The sequence below is a fragment of the Roseicella frigidaeris genome, assembly GCF_003258945.1.
In the GTDB taxonomy this organism is placed as follows: domain Bacteria; phylum Pseudomonadota; class Alphaproteobacteria; order Acetobacterales; family Acetobacteraceae; genus Paracraurococcus; species Paracraurococcus frigidaeris.
Map to the genome: position 1 here is coordinate 116,212 of NZ_QLIX01000005.1, position 21,106 is coordinate 137,317.

At 74.4% G+C, this 21,106-nt stretch carries 17 protein-coding genes; all 17 read left to right on the forward strand.

The features are described 5' to 3' along the window. The first annotated feature begins 260 nt into the window (after positions 1-260). Positions 261-698 (forward strand): division/cell wall cluster transcriptional repressor MraZ, encoded by a 438-nt coding sequence (locus DOO78_RS09385; protein WP_165838807.1) that lies wholly within the window; start codon positions 261-263, stop codon positions 696-698. Beyond that, complete coding sequence (rsmH, locus tag DOO78_RS09390) at positions 695-1,666, forward strand: 16S rRNA (cytosine(1402)-N(4))-methyltransferase RsmH (RefSeq protein WP_243634480.1); 972 nt, start codon at positions 695-697, stop codon at positions 1,664-1,666. The genes DOO78_RS09385 and rsmH overlap by 4 nt, the downstream gene beginning before the upstream one ends. Further along, positions 1,663-2,682, forward strand: a complete 1,020-nt coding sequence (ftsL, locus tag DOO78_RS09395) for a cell division protein FtsL (RefSeq protein WP_111469496.1) — start codon at positions 1,663-1,665, stop codon at positions 2,680-2,682. The genes rsmH and ftsL overlap by 4 nt, the downstream gene beginning before the upstream one ends. Continuing rightward, positions 2,679-4,811 (forward strand): peptidoglycan D,D-transpeptidase FtsI family protein, encoded by a 2,133-nt coding sequence (locus DOO78_RS09400; protein WP_111469497.1) that lies wholly within the window; start codon positions 2,679-2,681, stop codon positions 4,809-4,811. The genes ftsL and DOO78_RS09400 overlap by 4 nt, the downstream gene beginning before the upstream one ends. Further along, positions 4,798-6,276, forward strand: a complete 1,479-nt coding sequence (locus DOO78_RS09405) for a UDP-N-acetylmuramoyl-L-alanyl-D-glutamate--2,6-diaminopimelate ligase (RefSeq protein WP_408887571.1) — start codon at positions 4,798-4,800, stop codon at positions 6,274-6,276. The genes DOO78_RS09400 and DOO78_RS09405 overlap by 14 nt, the downstream gene beginning before the upstream one ends. Next, a complete protein-coding gene (locus tag DOO78_RS09410) occupies positions 6,273-7,649 on the forward strand; it encodes a UDP-N-acetylmuramoyl-tripeptide--D-alanyl-D-alanine ligase (RefSeq protein ID WP_111469499.1) in 1,377 nt (458 codons plus the stop codon). The genes DOO78_RS09405 and DOO78_RS09410 overlap by 4 nt, the downstream gene beginning before the upstream one ends. Further along, the gene (gene mraY, locus DOO78_RS09415; RefSeq protein ID WP_111469500.1) at positions 7,646-8,734 is read left to right on the forward strand and encodes a phospho-N-acetylmuramoyl-pentapeptide-transferase; all 1,089 of its coding nucleotides are present in this window, start codon (positions 7,646-7,648) and stop codon (positions 8,732-8,734) included. The genes DOO78_RS09410 and mraY overlap by 4 nt, the downstream gene beginning before the upstream one ends. Continuing rightward, positions 8,731-10,131, forward strand: coding sequence for a UDP-N-acetylmuramoyl-L-alanine--D-glutamate ligase (murD, locus tag DOO78_RS09420; protein ID WP_111469501.1), 1,401 nt, complete (start codon positions 8,731-8,733; stop codon positions 10,129-10,131). Before mraY ends, murD begins: the two co-directional genes overlap by 4 nt. Further along, on the forward strand, positions 10,128-11,315 hold the full coding sequence (locus DOO78_RS09425) for an FtsW/RodA/SpoVE family cell cycle protein (RefSeq protein ID WP_111469649.1): 1,188 nt from the start codon (positions 10,128-10,130) through the stop codon (positions 11,313-11,315). The genes murD and DOO78_RS09425 overlap by 4 nt, the downstream gene beginning before the upstream one ends. Beyond that, positions 11,312-12,439, forward strand: a complete 1,128-nt coding sequence (gene murG, locus DOO78_RS09430) for an undecaprenyldiphospho-muramoylpentapeptide beta-N-acetylglucosaminyltransferase (RefSeq protein WP_111469502.1) — start codon at positions 11,312-11,314, stop codon at positions 12,437-12,439. Before DOO78_RS09425 ends, murG begins: the two co-directional genes overlap by 4 nt. After that, positions 12,440-13,876, forward strand: coding sequence for a UDP-N-acetylmuramate--L-alanine ligase (gene murC / locus DOO78_RS09435; RefSeq protein ID WP_111469503.1), 1,437 nt, complete (start codon positions 12,440-12,442; stop codon positions 13,874-13,876). Continuing rightward, a complete protein-coding gene (gene murB / locus DOO78_RS09440) occupies positions 13,873-14,823 on the forward strand; it encodes a UDP-N-acetylmuramate dehydrogenase (RefSeq protein WP_243634481.1) in 951 nt (316 codons plus the stop codon). The genes murC and murB overlap by 4 nt, the downstream gene beginning before the upstream one ends. Further along, the gene (locus tag DOO78_RS09445) at positions 14,820-15,740 is read left to right on the forward strand and encodes a D-alanine--D-alanine ligase (RefSeq protein WP_111469504.1); all 921 of its coding nucleotides are present in this window, start codon (positions 14,820-14,822) and stop codon (positions 15,738-15,740) included. The genes murB and DOO78_RS09445 overlap by 4 nt, the downstream gene beginning before the upstream one ends. After that, a complete protein-coding gene (locus tag DOO78_RS09450) occupies positions 15,730-16,644 on the forward strand; it encodes a cell division protein FtsQ/DivIB (protein ID WP_111469505.1) in 915 nt (304 codons plus the stop codon). Before DOO78_RS09445 ends, DOO78_RS09450 begins: the two co-directional genes overlap by 11 nt. Further along, on the forward strand, positions 16,641-17,936 hold the full coding sequence (gene ftsA, locus DOO78_RS09455; protein WP_111469506.1) for a cell division protein FtsA: 1,296 nt from the start codon (positions 16,641-16,643) through the stop codon (positions 17,934-17,936). Before DOO78_RS09450 ends, ftsA begins: the two co-directional genes overlap by 4 nt. A gap of 163 nt (positions 17,937-18,099) precedes the next feature. Further along, entirely contained in the window at positions 18,100-19,680 is a 1,581-nt protein-coding gene (gene ftsZ, locus DOO78_RS09460) for a cell division protein FtsZ (protein WP_111469507.1), read from the forward strand. Between the two features lie 300 nt (positions 19,681-19,980). Further along, complete coding sequence (gene lpxC, locus DOO78_RS09465) at positions 19,981-20,955, forward strand: UDP-3-O-acyl-N-acetylglucosamine deacetylase (RefSeq protein WP_111469508.1); 975 nt, start codon at positions 19,981-19,983, stop codon at positions 20,953-20,955. The last annotated feature ends 151 nt before the right edge of the window (positions 20,956-21,106 follow it).

Here is a 21,106-nt window from a genome sequence, read left to right on the forward strand (position 1 = left end):
TTCTGGAGTCGACGCGAGTCTTCAAGCTAAACCCCTAAGAATCGAGGATTTCGCACCGGAAGCTTAGTGCCCCGCAACGGCATTCTCCCTTGCTGTCCCAGATTATCCCGTGCTATCCCATGGCATCCCGTTAAGGACCCAGACGCTCGGGGGGGCGGGCGGTCCGAGGCGGGATGGTCGGGCGAGCCGGCGGGGTCGGGGGGCCCCGCCGGCCGCTGATCGAGCGGGGCGCCTTGGCCCGGGGGGGCGGTCAGTGGGCGATGTCCGGCTTTGCGGGCACATTCGGTGGGACGTTCGACGCGAAGAAGGGCCGGATCTCCGTGCCCGCTAGCTTCCGCGCCGCGCTGAGCCGCCTGGGCGCCGAGGAGATCGTCCTCACCCCATCGCGGTTCGGTGCCTGCATCGATGTCTGGCCCGCCCCTGCCTACATGGCCGAGGTGGAGCGCCGGGTCGCAGGCCTCAGCCAGCTCTCCGGCGAGTATCAGAAGATCATGCGCAAGCTGGTTTCGCGCATCCATACGCTGCGCCCCGACGCCGAGGGCCGAATCGTCATGCCGAAGGAGCTCGCCGACAAGGCCGGGCTCGATGGCGAGATCAGCTTCTCCGGCCTCGGCGCCTATTTCCAGATCTGGTCGGCCGAGCGCCTCGCCGAGGAGGAGGCCCGGCTCGCGGCCGAGGACGAGGGCGGCGACGTATGAGCGACGCCCCCGCCGCGCCCCTCCCCGGCACCCATCTCCCGGTCATGCTGGCCGAGGTGCTCGCAACCCTCGCGCCGCGCGACGACGCGATCTATTGCGACGGCACCTTCGGCGGCGGCGGCTATGCCGCCGCCATCCTCGCCGCCGCCCGCTGCACCCTCTACGCCATCGACCGCGACCCGGACGCGATCGCCCGCGGCGCCGCGCTCGCCGCGCGCTGCGCCGGCCGGCTTCATTTACTGGAAGGCCGTTTCGGCGAGATGCTGGAGCTGCTCGCGGCGCGGGGCATTGCCGCGCTCGACGGCGTCGTGCTCGATCTCGGCGTCTCCTCATTCCAGCTCGACGAGGCCGGGCGCGGCTTCTCCTTCCGCGCCGATGGGCCGCTTGACATGCGCATGGAGAAATCCGGGAGGTCCGCCGCGGATCTCGTCAACACCCTGGGTGATTCGGAATTGGCGGATCTGCTCTTCACGCTTGGGGAGGAACGGCATGCGCGGCGGATCGCGCGCGCCATCCTCGCCGCCCGCCGGGAGGCGCCGATCACCACCACCCTGCGCCTGGCCGAGATCATCCGCGGCGTGACGCCGCGCGACCCCTCGGGCATCGACCGCGCGACCCGCTCCTTCCAGGCGCTCCGCCTCGCCGTGAACGACGAGCTCGGCGAGGTCGAGCGCGGCCTGGCCGCCGCGGCGCAGCTCCTCTCGCCCGGCGGCAGGCTCGTCGTCGTCGCCTTCCACTCGCTCGAGGACCGGATCGTGAAACGCTTCATGGCGCAGCTCACCGGCCGCGCCGGCGGCGCCTCCCGCCACGATCCAGGCGCGCTGGCCGCGCCGGCCGGGCGGCCCGCCTTCCGTCTCCTCACGCCGCGGGCGCTCCGCCCGGGCGCGGCCGAGACGCACGCCAATCCGCGCGCCCGCAGCAGCCGGCTGCGCGCCATCGAACGCCTCGATACCCGGGACGCCGCATGATCTTCCGCCCGCTCAGCCTGTGCACCTTCCTCGCGGCCGCCCTCGCAGGTCTGCATCTCTATCAGAGCAAGCACGAGGTCGCGCTGCTGGACCGCGAGCTGCGCAGCATCGGCAAGGCGATCGACGAGGCCAACGACCGCAGCCAGGCGCTGCACGCCGAATGGGCCTGGCTCAACGAGCCGGAGCGGCTGCGCGGCGTGGCGATGCGCCACCTGCAGCTCGAGCCCATGCAGCCGGCCCAGTTCCTGCGGCTGAACGAGGCCGAGCGGCGGCTGCCCGTCGCCGTCGCCTATGACGGGCCGGCGGCCCTCTTCGCCGCCCGCGCGCCGGTCGTGGAGGAGGGGCCGGTGCAGCTCGCCCTGCTGCCGCGGGTGCCGGAGCCGGTGCAGCCGGTGCAGCTCGCCACCCTCGCCGAGGAGCTGCCGATCCCGCCGCCGCCCCTCGCGGTGCCCCTGACGGCACCGGTCTCGCTGCCGCTCGCCGAGGCGCCGCGGCCCGCCCCCGCGCCGGCCCGCCCGCCCGCCGCCGAAACGCCGAAGCCGGCCGCGCCGGTGGCCGAGGCCCCGGCGCCGCGCCCGGCCGCGCCGCCGGCGCCCCCGCCGGCCCCGGCCCCCGAGCGGCGCGCCCCGGCCGTCGCCGCCCGCCCGGCCGAGCCGGCCCCGCGCGCCGCCGAGCCGAAGCCGGCGCCGGTCGAGGTCGCGCGCCTCGCCCCGGTGCGGCTGCCGCCGCCGCGCCCGGTGCTGCGCGCCGCCACCGAGGTCGCGGCGCTGCCGCCGGTCACCGCGCCGATGCGCCCGATCGCCTCGCCGGTCCGCCCGGCGGTCGCCCATATCGCGCCGCCGATGCCGCGCCCGGCCGGCACCCAGATCGCCGCCGCCGCCGCGCTCGCGCCGCCGCGCCCGGCCGAGGCGCCCGCCATCGCGCTCGGCTCGGCGCTCGGCGGCGGCCGCCCGATGCTGGCGCCGCCCGTGCCCTTCGGCAGCGCCAATGCCGCCACCCTCGGGGGCGGCCGATGAGTGACCTGCACGAGATCGGGGAGCTGCGGCCGCCCCCCTCCCCCTCCGCGATGCCGGCCGGCCGGACCGTCGCCGCGCGCCCCGTCGCCGAGGCCCGGCCGCTGCCGCGCCCGCATGCGCCCGACCTGGTGCGCAAGGCGCAGCTCGAGACCACCCGCGGCCGCCTGGTGATCGCCGCCGCCGGCTTCGCCGCGCTCTTCGGCGCGGTCAGCGTGAAGCTGGCCATCGCCACCATCGTCGCCCCGGCCACGCCGAAGCTGCGCGCCGCGCCGCGCGTGCCGGACGGCACGCCGAGCATCGGCCGCGCCGCCATCACCGACCGCAACGGCGAGGTGCTGGCGGTCTCCCTGCAGGTGACCGAGCTCTACGCCAACCCGCAGGAGATCAACGACCCGGTCGAGGCGGCCGACAAGCTGCGCGCCGTCCTGCCCGGCCTCGACCGCGAGCGGCTGATCGCCCGCATCAGCCAGCGCACCGTCGGCGACAGCGAGCGGCCGGTGCAGTTCGCCTACATCGCCCGCAACCTGCCGCCGCGGCAGCAGCAGGCGGTGAACGATCTCGGCGTTCCCGGCTTCCATTTCCGCCCCGCCGAGCGGCGCCTCTATCCGCAGGGCCGGGCGGCGGCGCATGTCCTCGGCCAGGTCGACATCGACGGCCATGGCATCGCCGGCGTCGAGAAGCATTTCGACCAGCGGCTGCGCAGCAGCCACGATCCGCTGCGCCTGTCGATCGATGTCCGCCTGCAGGTGGCGCTGCGCGATTCGGTCGAGAAGGCCATCGCCGACTTCAATGGCGTCGGCGGCGCCGGGGTGGTGATGGACGTGAACACGGCGGAAGTGCTGGCGATGGTCAGCCTGCCGGATTTCGACGCCTCCGATCCCGGCGGGGTGCAGCAGCGCTCGGCCGAGGTGGAATCCGATTCGCCCATCCGCAAGGTCGTGGCCCGCCCGGCCGCGCCGAAGCCGGTGCGCCAGGACCAGGACCCGCATTTCAACCGCGCGACGGTCGGCGTCTACGAGCCGGGCTCGACCTTCAAGCTGCTGACCGCCTCGATGGTGCTCGATGCCGGCGCCGCCAATATCTGGAGCACCTTCGACGCGCGGCACCCGATCCATTACGGCCGCTTCACCATCAGCGACTACAAGGGGAAGAACCGCATCCTCGTCTTCCCCGAGGTGCTGGCCTATTCCTCGAACCTCGGCGCCGCGCACATGGCGCAGCTCATGGGGCCGCAGCGGCACCGCGAGTTCATGGGCCGCATGGGCATGCTCAACCGGCTGCAGGTGGAGCTGCCCGAGACCGCCCGGCCGCTCGCCCCCTCGGCGAATGGCTGGAAGGAGATCAACACCTTCACCATCGGCTTCGGCCACGGCATCTCGGTCACGCCGCTGCACGTCATCACCGGCGTCTCGGCGGTGGCCAATGGCGGCATCCTGCGCCAGCCGACCCTGGTGGCGCAGCCCGACGGCCAGCCGCGCGAGGGCACCCGCGTCCTGTCGGAGAAGACCTCGGAGACGATGCGCCGGCTGATGCGCCTCGTCGTCACCGACGGCTCGGGCAAGGGCGCCGACGTGCCGGGCTATTTCGTCGGCGGCAAGACCGGCACGGCGGAGAAGACCACCGCCCGCGGCGGCTACCAGAAGGACAAGCGCATCGCCGCCTTCGTCGGCGCCTTCCCGATGAACGCGCCGCGCTACGCCATCTACGTCATGGTCGACGAGCCGAAGCCGAATGCGAAGAGCCATGGCTACGCGACCGCCGGCTGGGTCGCCGCCCCCGCCGCCGGCGCGGTGATCGCCCGCATCGCCCCGGTCCTCGGCATGGTGCCGGAGACCGAGCGGATGGCGCAGATCCAGCAGGGCCTCTCGATCCCGCTGCAGCCGGGCCGCCCCGCCGGCGGCGCGCCGAAGGCGCCGGTCGCCGCGGCGCCCACCGCGCCCCCGGCCGCGCCCCGCGCCAACATCCCGGCCGCCGCCACGCCCGCCGCGCCCAACCCGCCGGCGCAGCCCGTGCCCGTGCCGCCGACGACCCTGCAACCCCCTGCCCTGCGCCGCACCGAGGCACCAGCGCCCTTCCGGCTCGCCGCCGTCCCCGATGCGATGGACGAGGCCGGCCTTGCGTCTCGATGAGCTCAGCCACCGGGCCGGCATCGTCGCGCCGCCGCTGATCGGGGCGGCCGTTGTCGAGATCGCCGGACTGACCGCCGACAGCCGGGCCGTGCGGCCCGGCTTCGTCTTTGCGGCGCTGCCCGGCGCGCGGGCGGATGGCCGCGCCTTCATCGGCCAGGCGGTGGCCGCCGGCGCCGCCGCGATCCTCGCCCCCGCCGGCACCGCCTGGCCGGAGGGCGTCGCCGCCCGGCCGCTGCTCGCGGCCGAGGATCCGCGCCGCGCCCTCGCCCTGATGGCCGCGGCCCTGCACGCGCCGCAGCCCGGCATCGCCGTCGCCGTCACCGGCACCAACGGCAAGACCAGCAGCGTCGACTTCCTGCGCCAGCTCTGGACGCTGGACGGCGCCCGCGCCGCCTCGCTCGGCACGCTCGGGCTGATCGCCGAGGGCGTGCCGCCCGGCCCCTCGCTCACCACGCCGGACCCGGTGGCGCTGCACGCCCAGCTCGCCGCGCTGGCGCGGGCCGACATCGACCGGGTGGCGCTGGAGGCCTCCTCGCACGGCATCGAGCAGCGCCGGCTCGACGGCGTGCGGCTTGCCGCCGCCGGCTTCACCAACCTGACGCGCGACCATCTCGATTATCACGGCGGCATGGAGGCCTATCGCGCCGCCAAGCTGCGGCTCTTCGAGGCGCTGCTGCCGGCGGGCGCCGCCGCCGCGGTCAATGCCGACATGGAGGCCGGGACCCTCGCCGCGCTGCGCGGCATCGCCGCGCGCCGCGGGCTGCGCCTGCTCACCCTCGGCGAGGCGGGCGCCGATCTCCGCCTGCTGGCGCAGCGCCCGCTGCCGGCGGGCCAGGTGATCGAGCTCGATGCCTGCGGCACGCGGCAGTCGCTGGAGCTGGCCCTGCCCGGGCGGTTCCAGGCGGACAACGTGCTGATGGCCCTGGCGCTGGCCATCGCCGTGGGCATGGCGCCCGGGCGCGCCCTGGCGCTGGCGCCGCGCCTCGCCGGGGTGCGCGGGCGGATGGAGCTCGCCGCCCGGCTGCCGAACGGCGCCGCGGTCTATGTCGACTACGCCCATACGCCGGATGCGCTCACGCGCCTGCTCGCGGCGCTGCGGCCGCATGTCGCGCCGGGCGGCCGGCTGCAGGTGGTCTTCGGCGCCGGCGGCGACCGCGACCCGGGCAAGCGCCCGCTGATGGGCGCGGCCTGCGCGGCCGAGGCGGATCGCTGCTGGGTGACCGACGACAATCCCCGCTCCGAGGATCCGGCGGCGATCCGCGCCGCGGTGCTGGCCGGCTGCCCGGGCGGCATCGATGCCGGCGAGCGGCGCGCCGCCATCGCCGCGGCGCTCGCCGATCTCGGCCCGGGCGACGTGCTGGCGGTCGCCGGCAAGGGCCATGAGAGCGGCCAGACCATCCAGGGCGTGACGCAGCCCTTCGACGACGCGGCCGTGGTGCGCGCGCTGGCGGGAGGCGCAGCATGAGCCTCTGGACCGCCGCGGCGCTGCGCCAGGCGACGGGCGGCAGCCTCGGCTCCGCCCTGCCGGTCTCCGGCGTCTCGATCGACACGCGGACGCTGGCGCCGGGCGACCTCTTCGTCGCGCTGCGCGACGTGCGGGACGGCCATGATTTCGTCGCCGAGGCGCTGGCGCGCGGCGCCGCCGCGGCGATGGTGGACCGCGACCTGCCCGGCCTCGCGCCCGATGCGCCGCTGCTGCGGGTCGCCGACACGCTGGAGGGGCTGCGCGCGCTCGGCGCCGCCGGCCGCGCCCGCTGCGCGGGCCGGATCGCGGCGGTGACCGGCAGCGTCGGCAAGACCGGCACCAAGGAGATGCTGCGGCTGCTGCTCGGCAGCCTCGGCCCGACGCATGCCGCCGTCGCCTCCTACAACAACCATTGGGGCGTGCCGCTCACCCTCGCCCGCATGCCGGCCGGGACCGCCTTCGCGGTGATCGAGATCGGCATGAACAACCCGGGCGAGATCCTGCCCCTCTCCCGCCTCGCCCGGCCGCATGTGAGCGCGGTGACGGCGATCGGCGAGGCGCATATCGGCCATATGGGCGGCCTCGAGGCGGTGGCGGAGGAGAAGGGCAGCATCGCCGCCGGCCTCGAGCCGGGCGGCGTCGCCGTGCTGCCGCGCGACTCCGCGTTCTTCGACCGGCTGGCGGCGCTCGCGCGCGCCGCCGGCGCGGCCCGCGTCATCGGCTTCGGCGAGCATCCCGCGGCGGAGGTGCGGCTGGCCGAGGCCGGCATCCTGCGCGACGGCCGCACCCGCGCCCTGGTCGCGCTCGGCGGCGGCAGGGTCGAGGTGATCATGCCGGCGATGGGCCTGCATCACGCGGCCAATGCCTGCTGCGCGCTGGCCGTGGTGCAGGCGCTCGGCCTCGATGCCCGCCGCGTCGCGCCGGCGCTCGCCGCCTATGCGCCGGGCGCGGGCCGCGGCGCGCCGCGCGAGATCGCGGTGCCGGGCGGCACGGCGCTGCTGATCGACGAGAGCTACAACGCGGCGCCGCCGGCGATGCGGGCGGCGCTGCGCACCCTCGCGCTGCGGCCCGGCGGCCGGCGGATCGCGGTGCTCGGCGACATGCGCGAGCTCGGCGAGTTCTCGGCGGCGCTGCATGCCGGCCTCGCTCCAGAAGCTGGTAAGGCGGATCTGGTCTTCTGCTGTGGGCCCGAGATGGCGCGGCTCTACGCGCTCCTGCCGCCGGCGAGGCGGGGCGCGCATGCGGCGGACAGCGCCGCGCTGGCGCCGATCGTGAGGGAGGCGCTGCGTCCGGACGACGTGGTGCTGGTCAAGGGTGCGCTGGGCAGCCGGATGGCCCTGGTGGTGCGGGCGCTGACGGAGTTGCCGACGTGATCTTCAACCTGCTGGCGCCCTTCGCCGAGGAATTCGCCCTCTTCAACCTGGTGCGCTACACCACCTTCCGCGCCGGCGCCGCCTGCCTGACCGCCCTCGTCTTCTCGCTCGTCCTCGGCCCGGCGGTGATCCGCTGGCTGCGCGGCTTCCAGCGCGGCGGCCAGCCGATCCGCACCGACGGGCCGCAGAGCCATCTGGTGACCAAGAAGGGCACGCCCACCATGGGCGGCGTGCTGATCCTGCTCGCCCTCGTCATCGGCACCCTGCTCTGGGCCGACCTGCGCAACGGCCTGGTCTGGGCGGTGCTGCTGGTGACGGTCACCTACGGGCTGCTCGGCTTCGCCGATGACTGGCTGAAGGTCACCAAGCGCAACACCAAGGGCGTGTCGGGGCGGATGAAGCTGGCGGTGCAGGCCGGCGTCGGGCTGGTCGGCGCCGCCTGGATCTGGTGGGTGCACCCGCCGGCGATCGCCGGCGGCCTCGCCCTGCCGCTCTTCAAGGACATGCTGATTCCCTTCGGCGCCTTCTTCCCGCTGGTCGGGATGCTGGTGATGATGGGCGCGTCCAACGCGGTGAACCTGACCGATGGGCTGGATGGGCTGGCGATCGTGCCGACGATGATCGCGGCCGGCGTCTTCGCGCTCATCGCCTATCTGGTCGGCAACCGCGTGCTGGCGGATTACCTGCAATTGCATGCGGTGCCGGGCGCCAACGAGCTGGCGGTATTCTGCGCCGCACTGATCGGCGCCGGCCTCGGCTTCCTCTGGTTCAACGCCCCGCCGGCCGCGGTCTTCATGGGCGATACCGGCTCGCTCGCGCTCGGCGGCGCGCTCGGCGCCGTCGCGGTGGCGACGAAGCATGAGATCGTGCTGGCGATCGTCGGCGGGCTCTTCGTCGTCGAAACAGTGAGCGTCATCATCCAGGTCTTCTGGTACAAGCGGACCGGGCGCCGCGTCTTCCTCATGGCGCCCCTGCACCACCATTTCGAGAAGAAGGGCTGGGCGGAGCCGACCATCGTGATCCGGTTCTGGATCGTGGCGATGGTGCTGGCCCTCGTCGGGCTCTCGACGCTGAAGATCCGATGAGCGCATTCACCCCCTTCGCCGGCGAACGCATTGCCCTCCTCGGCCTCGGCAAGGCCGGGATGCCGGCGGCGACGCGGTTGGCCGCCTGGGGCGCCGAGGTCACCTGCTGGGACGACCGGCCGGAGGCGCGCGCCGCCGCGGCGGCGGCCGGCCTCGCCTTGGCGAATCCGGCCGAGGGCGCCTTCCGCTGGGATGCGCTGCTGCTCTCGCCGGGCATCCCGCACCGCCTGCCGCAGCCGCATCCGGCCGCCGCCGCCGCCATCGCCGCCGGGCGGCCCGTGCTCTGCGACGTCGAATACCTGCAGCGTGCCCTCCTCGCCGCCGGCTCGCGCGCCGGCTTCGTCGGCATCACCGGCACCAACGGCAAGTCGACGACGACCGCGCTGCTGCACCACCTGCTGCGGCAGGCCGGGCGGAGCGCCGAGGCGGGCGGCAATCTCGGCCCCGCTGCCCTGTCGCTCGACCTGCTCGGCGATGCCGGCACCTATGTGCTCGAGATGTCCTCCTACATGCTCGAGCGCCTGGTGGCGGTGCGGTTCGATCATGCCGTGATGCTGAACCTCTCGCCGGACCATCTCGACCGGCATGGCGACATGGCCGGCTATGCCGCGGCCAAGGCGCAGGTCTTCGCGCGGCAGCGGCCGGAGGATCTCGCGGTGCTCGGCATGGACGATGCCGGCAGCCGGGCGCTCCGCGGCCAGGTTCGGGGGCGCTTCCGGCCGATCTCGGGCGAGGCGCGGCAGCCCGGCGGGATCTGGGCCGAGGGCAGCCTGCTGCGCGACGAGGCCGGCCCGCTGCTCGACCTGCGCGAGGCCCCTGCCCTGCCCGGCAGCCACAATGCGCAGAACGCCGCCGCCGCCGCGGCGGTCGCGCTCGATCTCGGCCTGTCGCGGGAGGCGGTCGCGGCGGGGCTGCGCCGCTATCCCGGCCTGCCGCACCGGCAGGAGCAGGTCGGCGAGATCCGCGGCGTCCGCTTCGTCAACGACAGCAAGGCGACCAATGCCGACAGCGCCGCGCGGGCGCTGGCGAGCTACGACCGCGTGGTCTGGATCGCCGGCGGCACGGCGAAGGAGGGCGGCATCGAGAGCCTGGCGCCGCTCTTGCCGCGCATCGCGCGCGCGGTGCTGATCGGCCGCGACGCGCCGATCCTCGCCGCCACCCTCGCCGCGCATGGCGTGCCGCACGAGGTCGCGGGCACGCTCGACGCCGCCCTGCCGCGCGCCGCCGAGGCCGCCTTCGCCGGCGCCGCGCCGGTGGTGCTGCTCTCCCCGGCCTGCGCGAGCTGGGACCAGTTCACCGGCTACGACGCGCGCGGCGACCGCTTCCGCGCCCTGGTCGCCGGGCTCGCCGCGCCCTCCTCGTCCCCATCGCCACCCCCTTGCGGGAGGGCCGCCTGATGGCCATCAGCCGTGCCGACAACTCCATCCTCGGGCGTTGGTGGTGGACCATCGACCGCTGGACGCTGGCGGCGCTGCTGGCGCTGATCGGCTTCGGCTACGTGATGATGCTGGCCGCCTCGCCGGCGGTCGCCGAGCGGGTCGTCGGCAGCGATTCGCGCTCCCTGCTGCTGGTCAAGCAAGTGGTCTTCCTGGCGCTCGCCGCGGCGCTGATGGTGATCGTCTCGCTGCTCTCGCCGAAGGGGGTGCGGCGCTTCGCCCTGCTCGGCTGCCTGGCGGCCCTGGCGCTGACCGCCGCCACGCTGGTGATCGGCTTCGAGACCAAGGGGGCGCGGCGCTGGCTGAACTTCCCCCTGCTCGGCACCATGCAGCCCTCGGAATTCCTCAAGCCCTGCTTCGCGGTGGTGACGGCCTGGCTGCTCTCCCTCGGCAAGGAAGCCGGCATGGCGCGGCTGGCCGCCGGCCGGCCGCGCGACCTCGGCCTGCTGCATCCGCGGATCTTCTGGCCGGCCCTGGCGCTCGGGCTGCTGGCCGTCATCGCCGTGGTGCTGAAGTCGCAGCCGGATTTCGGCATGCTGATGGTGGTGGTCTCGGTCTTCCTGGCGCAGTCCTTCGTGGCCGGGCTGAACCTGCTGCTGGTCGGCATCAGCGCGCTCGGCGGTGTCGGCCTGGCCATCGGCGCCTATTTCATCCTGCCGCATGTGCGCAGCCGCGTGGACCGCTTCCTCGATCCGGCGGCCGGCGATACCTTCCAGATCACCAAGTCGATGGAGGCCTTCGGCTATGGCGGGCTGTTCGGCCGCGGCCCCGGCGAGGGACGGGTGAAGAACCTGATCCCGGACGCGCATGCCGATTTCGTCTTCGCCGTGGCCGGGGAGGAATTCGGCTTCATCATCTGCGCCGTGATCCTGCTGCTCTTCGCCTTCGTGGTGGTGCGCGGCCTGTGGCGGCTGATGGCCGAGGGCGACCTCTTCGTGGTGCTGGCGGCGACCGGGCTGCTGGCGCAGTTCGGCCTGCAGGCCTTCGTCAACATGGCCTCCACCCTGCACCTGATCCCGACCAAGGGGATGACGCTTCCCTTCGTCTCCTATGGCGGCTCCTCGGTGCTCGCCATCGCCATGGGCATGGGCATGCTGCTGGCGCTGACGCGCCGCCGCGGCCCGCGGCTGGAGGGGCGGGAATGAGGGGCCCGGCGGTGGATCCGATCGTCATCGCGGCGGGCGGCACGGGCGGGCACCTGTTCCCGGCCGAGGCGCTGGCGGCCGAGCTGCTGGCGCGCGGCGAGCGCATCGCGCTGATGACCGATGCCCGCTCCTCCGCCTTCGACAGCCCGGCCTTCGCCAATGCCGAGCGCTTCGTGCTGAAGGGCTCCGGCCTCTCGGGCCGCGGCGCGCTGAAGGCGGCGCGCGGCGCGCTCGCGCTGGCCGCCGGCACCCTGCAGGCGCGGCGCCTGCTGCGCGACCTGCACGCCGCCGCCGTGGTCGGCTTCGGCGGCTATCCGAGCGTGCCGCCGCTGCTGGCCGCGCATCTGCTGCCTGGCCGCCGGCCGGTGACGGTGCTGCACGAGCAGAACGCCGTGCTCGGCCGCGCCAATCGCATGATCGCGCCGCATGCCGACCGGCTCGCCCTGTCGCACGACCCGACGGCGAGCGTGCCGGCGCGGGCCCGCATCGCGCTGGTCGGCAACCCGGTGCGCCCGGCCCTCGCCGCGCTCGCGGGCGGCGCCTATCCCGGCACCGAGGGGGCGCTGCGGCTGCTGGTGCTCGGCGGCTCGCTCGGCGCCCGCATCTTCGCCGATATCGTGCCCGGCGCCGTCGCGGCTCTGCCCGAGGCGCTGCGCCGCCGCCTCGTCGTCGCGCAGCAATGCCGGCCGGAGGATCTGGCGCGGGTGCGCGAGGCCTATGACGCCGCCGGCGTGCCGGCCGAGCTCTCCCCCTTCTTCCCCGATGTCGCCGGCCGGCTGGCCAATGCGCACCTCGTCGTGGCGCGCGCCGGCGCCGGCACCGTCGCCGAGCTGGCCTGCGCCGGCCGGCCGAGCATCCTCGTGCCGCTGCCGCATGCGATCGACGACCACCAGTCCGCCAATGCAAGGGCGCTCGCCGATGCCGGCGCGGCGGTGGTGATGCCGCAGGCGATGCTCGACCCGGCCGCGCTCGCCGCCCGGCTCGGGGCGCTGCTCGCCGACAGCGCCGGCCTCGCGCGCGCCGCGGCCGCCGCCGCCGGCCTCGCCCGGCCGGACGCCGCCCGCCGCCTCGCCGATCTCGTCCTCTCCCTCGTCCGGGCCCGAGCCCCGCAGGATTCCCCCTGAATGCGCGCCCTGCCCCTCAATATCGGCCCCATCCACTTCGTCGGCATCGGCGGCATCGGCATGTCCGGCATCGCCGAGGTCCTGCACAACCTGGGCTACCAGGTGCAGGGCAGCGACATCGCCGAGGGCTACAATGTCGCCCGGCTGCGCGAGGCCGGCATCCCGGTCTCGATCGGCCATGACGCGGAGAATCTCGGCGCCGCGCAGGTGGTCGTCGTCTCGACCGCGGTGAAGAAGGACAACCCGGAGGTCCAGGCGGCGCGCGCCCGGCTGATCCCCGTGGTGCGCCGGGCCGAGATGCTGGCCGAGCTGATGCGGCTGAAATGGTCCATCGCGGTCGGCGGAACCCATGGCAAGACCACCACCACCAGCCTGATCGCCTGCGTGCTCGAGGCGGCGAAGATCGATCCCACCGTCATCAACGGCGGCATCGTCAACGCCTATGGCACCAACACCCGGCTCGGCGACGGCGAGTGGATGGTGGTCGAGGCGGATGAGAGCGACGGCTCCTTCCTCCGCCTGCCCTCGGTCGTCACCATCGTCACCAACATGGATGCCGAGCATCTCGACCACTGGGGCACGGCCGAGGCGATGAAGGAGGGCTACGCCCAGTTCGTCAGCAACATCCCCTTCTACGGCTTCGCCGTGCTCTGCCTCGACCATCCCGAGGTGCAGGCGATGATCCCGAAGCTCGACCGGCGCATCGTCACCTACGGCTTCTCGCCGCAGGCCGATGTCCGGGCGGAGAAGCTGCTGACCGACCGCATGGGCGCCACCTTCACCGTCTCGGTGCAGGACCGCACCACCGGCCGCGCCCGCAGCATGAAGCCGATGCGCCTGCCCATGCTCGGCCAGCACAACGTGCAGAACGCGCTCGCCGCCATCGCGGTCGGCGTCGAGATGGACATCGACGAGGAGACGATCCGCAGCGCCCTCGCCGGCTTCAAGGGGGTCAAGCGCCGCTTCACCCGCGTCGGCGAGGCCGGCGGCATCCAGGTGATCGACGATTACGGTCACCATCCGGTCGAGATCGCGGCGGTGCTGAAGGCGGCCCGCCAGGCCGGGGCGCGCGACGTCATCGCGGTGGTGCAGCCGCATCGCTACTCGCGCCTCGCCGGGCTGTTCGAGGAGTTCTGCACCTGCATGAACGATGCCGGCACGGTCATCGTGGCGGATGTCTACGCCGCCGGCGAGGCGCCGATCGAGGGCGTCGACAAGGATTCGCTGGTCGAGGGGCTGCGCGCCCGCGGCCATCGCAGCGTGGTGCCGCTGCCGGGGCCGGAGAGCCTGGCCGAGATGGTCAACGCCATCGCCAAGCCAGGCGACTACGTGGTCTGCCTCGGCGCCGGCAGCATCACCGGCTGGGCGCATGCCCTGCCGGAGCAGCTGCAGGCGCTGCAGCCGGGCGGCCGCGTCACGCCGCTGAGGCGGGCATGAGCGCGCGGGGGGCCATGGCCGCCGGCGGGCCGCGCGCGATCCCGGCCATCCGCGGCCGGGTGCAGGCAGGCGCGCCGCTGGCGCCCTTCACCTGGTTCCGCGTCGGCGGCCCGGCCGAGTGGCTGGTGCGGCCGGCCGATGCCGAGGACCTGGTGGCGCTGCTCGCCGGCCTGCCCGCCGGGATGCCGCTCACCGTGCTCGGCGCCGCCTCGAACCTGATCATCCGCGACGGCGGCCTGCCCGGCGTCGCGCTGCGGCTCGGCGGCGGCTTCGGCGCGGTCGTCGTGGAGCCGGACGGCATCACCGCCGGCGCCGCGGCGCTCGACGTCACGGTGGCGCAGCACGCCGCGGCGGCCGGGCTCGGCGGCCTCGAATTCCTCTCCGGCATCCCGGGCAGCATCGGCGGCGCGGTGGCGATGAATGCCGGCGCCTACGGCTCCGAGGTGAAGGACGTGCTGGACTGGGCGGAGGTCGCAACCGCCGACGGCATCCGCCGCCTCGCCGCGGGCGAGCTCGGCTTCGCCTATCGCCATGCCAGGCTGCCGGCGGGTGCCGTGGTCATCCGCGCCCGCTTCCGCGCCGCGCCCGACGCGCCCGCGGCGATTGCGACGCGCATGGAGGATATCCGCGCGGCGCGCGACGCCTCGCAGCCGGTGCGCGCCCGCACCGGCGGCTCGACCTTCACCAATCCGCCGGGCCACAAGGCCTGGGCGCTGATCGAGGCCGCCGGCTGCCGCGGCCTCGCGCTCGGCGGCGCGCAGGTCTCGGAGAAGCACTGCAACTTCCTGCTCAACACCGGCGGCGCCACCGCCGCCGAGCTGGAAGCGCTGGGCGAGACGGTGCGGGCGCGCGTCCTCGCCCAAAGCGGCATCGCGCTCGAATGGGAAATCAAGCGCCTCGGGCTCGCCCTGCCGGACGGGTCCCAGGCCGGTGGAGCACAGGCATGACCCGCGTCGCGGTCCTTTTCGGCGGCATCTCGGCCGAGCGCGAGGTCAGCCTCGCCTCCGGGGCGCAATGCATCGCGGCGCTGCGCGAGGCGGGCTTCGAGGTGGTGCCGGTCGAGGTGGGCGAGGATCTCGCCGGTGTCATCGCCGCGCTGCAGGCGGCCAAGCCCGATGCCGTCTTCAACACGCTGCACGGCCGCTTCGGCGAGGATGGCTGCATCCAGGGCGTGCTGGACTGGCTGGGCCTGCCCTATACCGGCTCCGGCGTCCGCGCCTCGGCCATCGCCATGGACAAGCCGGCGGCGAAGGCGGTGCTCGCCTCGGCCGAGATCCCGCTGCCGCCGCACCGCCTGGTGACGCCGGAGGAGCTGGAGGCCGCCGACCCGATGCCGCGGCCCTTCGTGGTGAAGCCGCCGAACGAGGGCTCCTCGGTCGGGGTGACCATCCTGCGCGAGGGCGACAACCGCCGCGCCGCCATCGCGCGCGAGTGGCGCTTCGGCCCGCGCATCATGGTCGAGCCCTACATCCCCGGCCGCGAGCTGACCGTCGCCGTCATGGGCGACCGGGCGCTGGCGGTGACCGAGATCACCACCGACCTGCAATTCTACGACTACGACGCGAAATACGCCGCTGGCGGCAGCCGCCACGCAGTGCCGGCGCCGGTGCATCCGGAGATCGAGCGCCAGGCCATGGCCGCGGCGCTGGCCGCCCACCGGGCGCTCGGCTGCCGCGGCGTCTCCCGCGCCGATTTCCGCTACGACGACACGGCGGGCGAGCCCGGCCGGCTCTTCCTGCTCGAGGTCAACACCCAGCCGGGCATGACCCGCACCTCGCTGGTGCCGGAGCAGGCGGCGCATGTCGGCATCCCCTTCCCCGCGCTCTGCGCCTGGATGGTGGAGCAGGCCCGCCATGGCGCGTAGCCCGCAACGCGGCGAGGGAGGGACGCGCCGTGCGCGCGGCACGGCGGGCAGCGCGCTCGACCGGCCGACCTCGCTGCGGCTCTGGCTGCGCCGCCGCCGCGGGTTGCTGCGGCCGGCCGGCCTCGGCCTGCTCGGCGCCGGCGCGCTCGTCGTCACCGCGGTCGCGGTCATGGCGGCCGATCCCTATGGCCGCCTCGCCGCGCTCTGGGACGGCGCGGCGGAGATCGCGGCGGGCGGCGGGCTGCAGGTGCAGGACGTGCTGGTCGACGGCATGCGCAACACCCCGCCCGAGCTGGTGCGCGAGGCGCTCTCGGTGCGGCGCGGCGATCCGATCCTCGGCTTCGACCCGCACTGGGCGCGCGAGCAGCTCGAGCAGATCGCCTGGGTCGAGCACGCCCATGTCGAGCGCCTGCTGCCCAACACCATCAAGGTCCGGCTGGAGGAGCGGAAGCCCTTCGCCATCTGGCAGCGCGAGAGCCGCTTCGCGGTCATCGACCGCGAGGGCAAGGTGGTGGCCACCGAGAATGTCGGCGCCTTCGGCCGCCTGCCGCTGATCGTCGGCGCCGGCGCCGACCGCGCGGCGGGCCCGATCGTCGACCTGCTGCACGACGCGCCGGAGGTGCAGGAGCGCGTGCACGCCCTGGTGCGCGTCTCCGAGCGGCGCTGGAACCTGCGGCTGCGCAACGGCGCCGACGTGCTGCTGCCCGAGGGGCAGGAGGCCGCGGCGATCGGCCGCCTCGCCGAGCTGCAGGCGAAGCAGGGGCTGATGGACCGGCCGCTCGCCGCGATCGACCTGCGCCTGCCGGACAAGCTGGTGCTGCGCATGGCGCCGGGGCAGCCGCCGCCGGAGCCGCCGGGCTCGGGCCAGAAGGCCCAGGGCACGACGAGGAGTGGCCGCGGATGAACCAGATCTCCCGCCTGCCCCCCGCCATCGATCCGCCGCAGCCGGCCCGCCGCCGCCGCGGCGCCAAGCCGGGGGTCTTCGGCGTCCTCGACATCGGCACCACCAAGCTGGTCTGCCTGATCGCCCGCATCGAGCACGATGGCGAGGCGCGGGTGCTCGGCTTCGGCTGGCAGCGGGCCCGCGGCATCAAGGGCGGCAGCATCGTCGATCTGGAGGAGACGGAGGGCGCGATCCGCGCCGCCGTCGGCCAGGCCGAGGAGATGGCCGATACCCGGCTGAACAGCGTCGTCGTCAACCTCTCCTGCGGCCAGCCGGAATCGCGGCACCAGAACATCCAGTGGGGCATCGGCGGCCGGCCGGTGACCGAGGCCGACCTGCGCGCCATCCTGAACGAGGGGCGCCGCCGCAGCGCCGAGGACGGGCGCGAGACGGTGCACGCCTTCCCGCTCGGCTTCATGGTGGATGCGACGCCCGGGGCGAACGACCCGCGCGGCATGATCTGCGACACGCTGACGGCGCGGCTGCACCTGGTCGATGCGGCGCAGGCCTCGCTGCGCAACCTCGGCGCCTGCCTGATGCGCTGCGACCTCGAGGTGGACGAGCTGGTCTCCGCCCCCTTCGCCGCCGGCCTCGCCACGCTGGTCGAGGACGAGAAGCAGCTCGGCGCCACGGTCATCGACATGGGCGGCGGCACCACCAGCTTCGCGGTCTTCGCCGAGGGGCACCTGCTGCACACCGCGCAGCTCCCGGTCGGCGGCTGGCACGTGACCAACGACCTGGCGCGGCTGCTCTCGACGCCGGTCGCGCATGCCGAGCGGCTGAAGACGCTGCATGGCGGCGTGCTCGGCGCGCCGGAGGACGAGCGGGAATGGCTGCCGGTGCCGATGGTGGGCGAGGAGGACGACCACATCGCCCGCATCCCGCGCGCCATGGTGGTCGGCATCATCCGCCCGCGGCTCGAGGAGACCTTCGAGCTGATCCGCGACCGGCTCGATTCCGCCGGCATGTCGCAGGAGATGGGCCGGCGCGTGGTGCTGACCGGCGGCGCCAGCCAACTCGTCGGCGCGCGCGAGCTCGCCGCCCGGGTGCTCGACCGGCAGGTCCGCCTCGGCCGGCCGCATGCGGTGCGCGGCCTGCCGGAGACGGCGCAGGGCCCCGCCTTCGCCGCGCCGCTCGGCCTGCTCGCCTGGTGCGGCGGCGAGGGACGGCCGCTGATCGATCTGCTGCCGGGACTTGATCGCCCGCCCGGCGTCTTCCGCCGGCTGGTGCATTGGCTGCGGGATCGCGCCTGATGCGCCAGCCGAACGGACGCGCTCCGCACCCCACCCTGCATCCCACTGTGCGCCTTACGGCACACGTATCTGTGAAAAACCTGTGGATGAAATGGGAAAATCCCATCACAACCCAGGACACGAATCGCAGCCCAACATTAGGATTCGCTGAGGAGATGCCCGCATGACGCTCAACCTCACCCTGCCCGTTTCCCAGCACACCGACTTCAGCCCGCGCATCACCGTCATCGGTGTCGGCGGCGGCGGCACCAACGCGGTCAACAACATGATCGCCATGGGCCTCGAGGGCGTGGAGTTCGTCGTCGCCAACACCGACGCGCAGTCCCTCATGCACAGCAAGGCGCCGGCGCGCGTGCAGCTCGGCCCGCATCTGACGCAGGGCCTCGGCGCCGGCGCCAAGCCCGAGATCGGCCGCGCCGCCGCCGAGGAGGCGACCGAGGAGCTGACCAAGCACCTCGAAGGCTGCCACATGGTCTTCGTCACCGCCGGCATGGGCGGCGGCACCGGCACCGGCGCCGCGCCGGTGATCGCCCGCATGGCGCGCGAGCGCGGCGTGCTGACCGTCGGCGTCGTCACCAAGCCCTTCGACTTCGAGGGCCCGAAGCGCCGCCGCGCCTCCGAGCAGGGCATCGAGGAGCTGCAATCGGTCGTCGACACGCTGATCATCATCCCGAACCAGAACCTGTTCAGGATGGCGAACGAGCGCACCACCTTCGCCGAGGCCTTCAAGATGGCCGATGCGGTGCTCTATGACGGCGTGCGCGGCGTCACCGACCTGATGATCAAGCCCGGCCTGGTGAACCTCGACTTCGCCGACATCCGCACCGTGATGGCGGAGATGGGCAAGGCGATGATGGGCACCGGCGAGGCCGAGGGCGACGACCGCGCCGTGAAGGCGGCGGAGAAGGCGATCAGCAACCCGCTGCTCGACGACGCCTCGCTGCGCGGCGCCCGCGGCGTGCTGATCAACATCACCGGCGGCTACGACATGACGCTGTTCGAGGTCGACGAGGCCGCGAACCGCATCCGCAAGGAAGTCGATGAGGACGCCAACATCATCTTCGGCTCCTCGGTCGAGGAGGACCTGAACGGCCGGCTGCGCGTGGCGGTGGTCGCCACCGGCATCGATGCGGTGCAGCCGCAGGCCGTGGCGCCGACCGCCGGCGGCAAGGCCGAGGGCCTGACCCTGGTCCCGGGTGGCCGCGCCGCGCCGCCGACCATCGGCGGCCGCGCCGCCGTGCCGGGCCCGGCCACGGGTCCGACCACGGGGCCGACCGGGCAGCCGACGCAGCGCCGCACCGCGATGAACATCCCCGGCTCCTTCCTCCGCCCGGCGGTGAATGCCGCCGCGCCGATCTCCGCCCCCGAGGCGGCCGGGCCCGTGCTCGGCCCGGTGCCGGTGGTGATGGAGGAGATGGAGACGGCCCCGGTGATGATGACCCCGGCCCCGGCGCCGCATTCCGCGCCGGGCGGCCGGCCGGCGCCGATGGTGGGCGGCGCCGATATGCGGCCCGTCGGGCAGCCGCCGCAGCCCGCCTCGGCCGGGGGCACCTTCCGCGCCCTGTTCCGCAACGTCACCGGCGGCGGGCTCATGCGACGGGCCCTGCCCGAGGCGCCGCCCCCCCCGGTTGCCAGCCAGCTGCCGCCGGAGCCGGTCGCCCAGCGCCCGGCCACGCGGATGCCGCAGCAGGACGACATGGCGCTCGAGATCCCGAGCTTCCTGCGCCGCCAGTCGAACGGCTGATGCGGTTGGTATGAGACGCCCCGCCGGGGCCCGCGACCGCGGCGCCCCGGCCCCGAGACCCGGCCCTGAGAGGGGGCGGGACTCGCCTCGCACGCCGCCGCGGCCCCCGCGGCGGCTTTTTTCATGCCGCCTCACCTGGCCTGCCTGGGATACATTCGGACACTTATTTATCGAGCGATTACAGTGCCTTATGAAGTAATATGACGAAACAAGCCTTTATTCGCCGCAGCGCACACGCGGTGCCACCTATGCACTGGGTCCGAGGCCGCAAGGCATGGCCCGGACTTCGCAGAGGCAAGCATGGACGGGTATATCGCACTGGAGACGGGTCGCCGCCGGACGCTGAAGGCCGCCATCGGCTGCGTCGGCATCGGCCTGCACAGCGGCCGTCGCGTTCAGCTCACCCTGCGGCCGGCGGCGCCGGGAACGGGCATCCTGTTCCGCCGCACCGATGCCGGCTTCGAGGTCCCCGCGCTGTTCGATCAGGTGGTGGACACGCGGCTCTGCACCGCGCTCGGCCTCGTCGAGTCGCCGCAGCACCGCATCGGCACGGTCGAGCATGTGATGGCCGCCCTGGCCGGCTGCGGCGTCGATGACGCCTTGGTCGAGCTCGACGGTCCCGAGGTGCCGATCCTGGACGGCTCGGCCTCGGCCTTCGTCTTCCTGATCGACTGCGTCGGCCTGGTCGCGCATGGCGGCCTCGGCCTGCGGCAGACCGAGGCGATCGAGGTGCTGCGCCGGGTGCGGGTGCAGGAGGGCGAGGGCCCGGACGCCGCCTGGGCGGAGCTGGCGCCGGCCGCCGGCAGCCAGTTCGAGGCCAGCCTGACCATCGATTTCCCGACCCCGGCGATCGGCCGCCAGTCCCTCGCGCTGCGCCTCTCGCCGCAGGCCTTCCGCGACGAGCTGGCCGAGGCGCGCACCTTCACCATGGCCGAGGAGGTCGCCCGGCTCCGCGCCGCCGGCCTCGCGCTCGGCGGCAGCCTGGCCAATGCGGTGGTGGTGGACGGTCCGCTGGTGCTGAACCCGGGCGGGCTGCGGCGCCCGGATGAGTTCGTGCGGCACAAGCTGCTGGACGTGGTGGGCGACCTGGCCCTCGCCGGCGCGCCGCTCCGCGGCCGCTTCAACGGCTACCGGTCCGGCCACGCCCTGAACAACAGGCTGCTGCGCGCCCTCTTCGCCGACCGGGCGAATTGGCGGGCCCTGCCCGGTGGCGCCTCGGTCGATGGCGGCGCCCGGATGCCGGTCGCCGCGGCCGCCGCCGCCGCCGTCGCCTGATCCCCGCTGGTCTCGCGCCGGGATGCGGCGCGGGCGGGACCGGGCCCGGGCGGTCCTGTGGACCGGCCCGCCGGCGTGCTATAGAGCAGCGGGGCATCGGGTGGATTTGTCCGCAACGCGGCCCCGCCCCCGCTCAGGCGGCGCGTCGGCG

Excerpts from the sequence above, each read along its gene's own strand:
- DOO78_RS09410 (WP_111469499.1), top strand. The coding sequence starts at position 6,273 with ATGAGCCTCTGGACCGCCGCGGCGCTGCGCCAGGCGACGGGCGGCAGC.
- DOO78_RS09445 (WP_111469504.1), top strand. The coding sequence starts at position 14,820 with ATGACCCGCGTCGCGGTCCTTTTCGGCGGCATCTCGGCCGAGCGCGAG.
- rsmH (WP_243634480.1), top strand. The coding sequence starts at position 695 with ATGAGCGACGCCCCCGCCGCGCCCCTCCCCGGCACCCATCTCCCGGTC.
- murB (WP_243634481.1), top strand. The coding sequence starts at position 13,873 with ATGAGCGCGCGGGGGGCCATGGCCGCCGGCGGGCCGCGCGCGATCCCG.
- DOO78_RS09385 (WP_165838807.1), top strand. The coding sequence starts at position 261 with ATGTCCGGCTTTGCGGGCACATTCGGTGGGACGTTCGACGCGAAGAAG.
- murC (WP_111469503.1), top strand. The coding sequence starts at position 12,440 with ATGCGCGCCCTGCCCCTCAATATCGGCCCCATCCACTTCGTCGGCATC.
- lpxC (WP_111469508.1), top strand. The coding sequence starts at position 19,981 with ATGGACGGGTATATCGCACTGGAGACGGGTCGCCGCCGGACGCTGAAG.
- murD (WP_111469501.1), top strand. The coding sequence starts at position 8,731 with ATGAGCGCATTCACCCCCTTCGCCGGCGAACGCATTGCCCTCCTCGGC.
- ftsA (WP_111469506.1), top strand. The coding sequence starts at position 16,641 with ATGAACCAGATCTCCCGCCTGCCCCCCGCCATCGATCCGCCGCAGCCG.
- ftsL (WP_111469496.1), top strand. The coding sequence starts at position 1,663 with ATGATCTTCCGCCCGCTCAGCCTGTGCACCTTCCTCGCGGCCGCCCTC.
- DOO78_RS09450 (WP_111469505.1), top strand. The coding sequence starts at position 15,730 with ATGGCGCGTAGCCCGCAACGCGGCGAGGGAGGGACGCGCCGTGCGCGC.
- murG (WP_111469502.1), top strand. The coding sequence starts at position 11,312 with ATGAGGGGCCCGGCGGTGGATCCGATCGTCATCGCGGCGGGCGGCACG.
- ftsZ (WP_111469507.1), top strand. The coding sequence starts at position 18,100 with ATGACGCTCAACCTCACCCTGCCCGTTTCCCAGCACACCGACTTCAGC.
- DOO78_RS09400 (WP_111469497.1), top strand. The coding sequence starts at position 2,679 with ATGAGTGACCTGCACGAGATCGGGGAGCTGCGGCCGCCCCCCTCCCCC.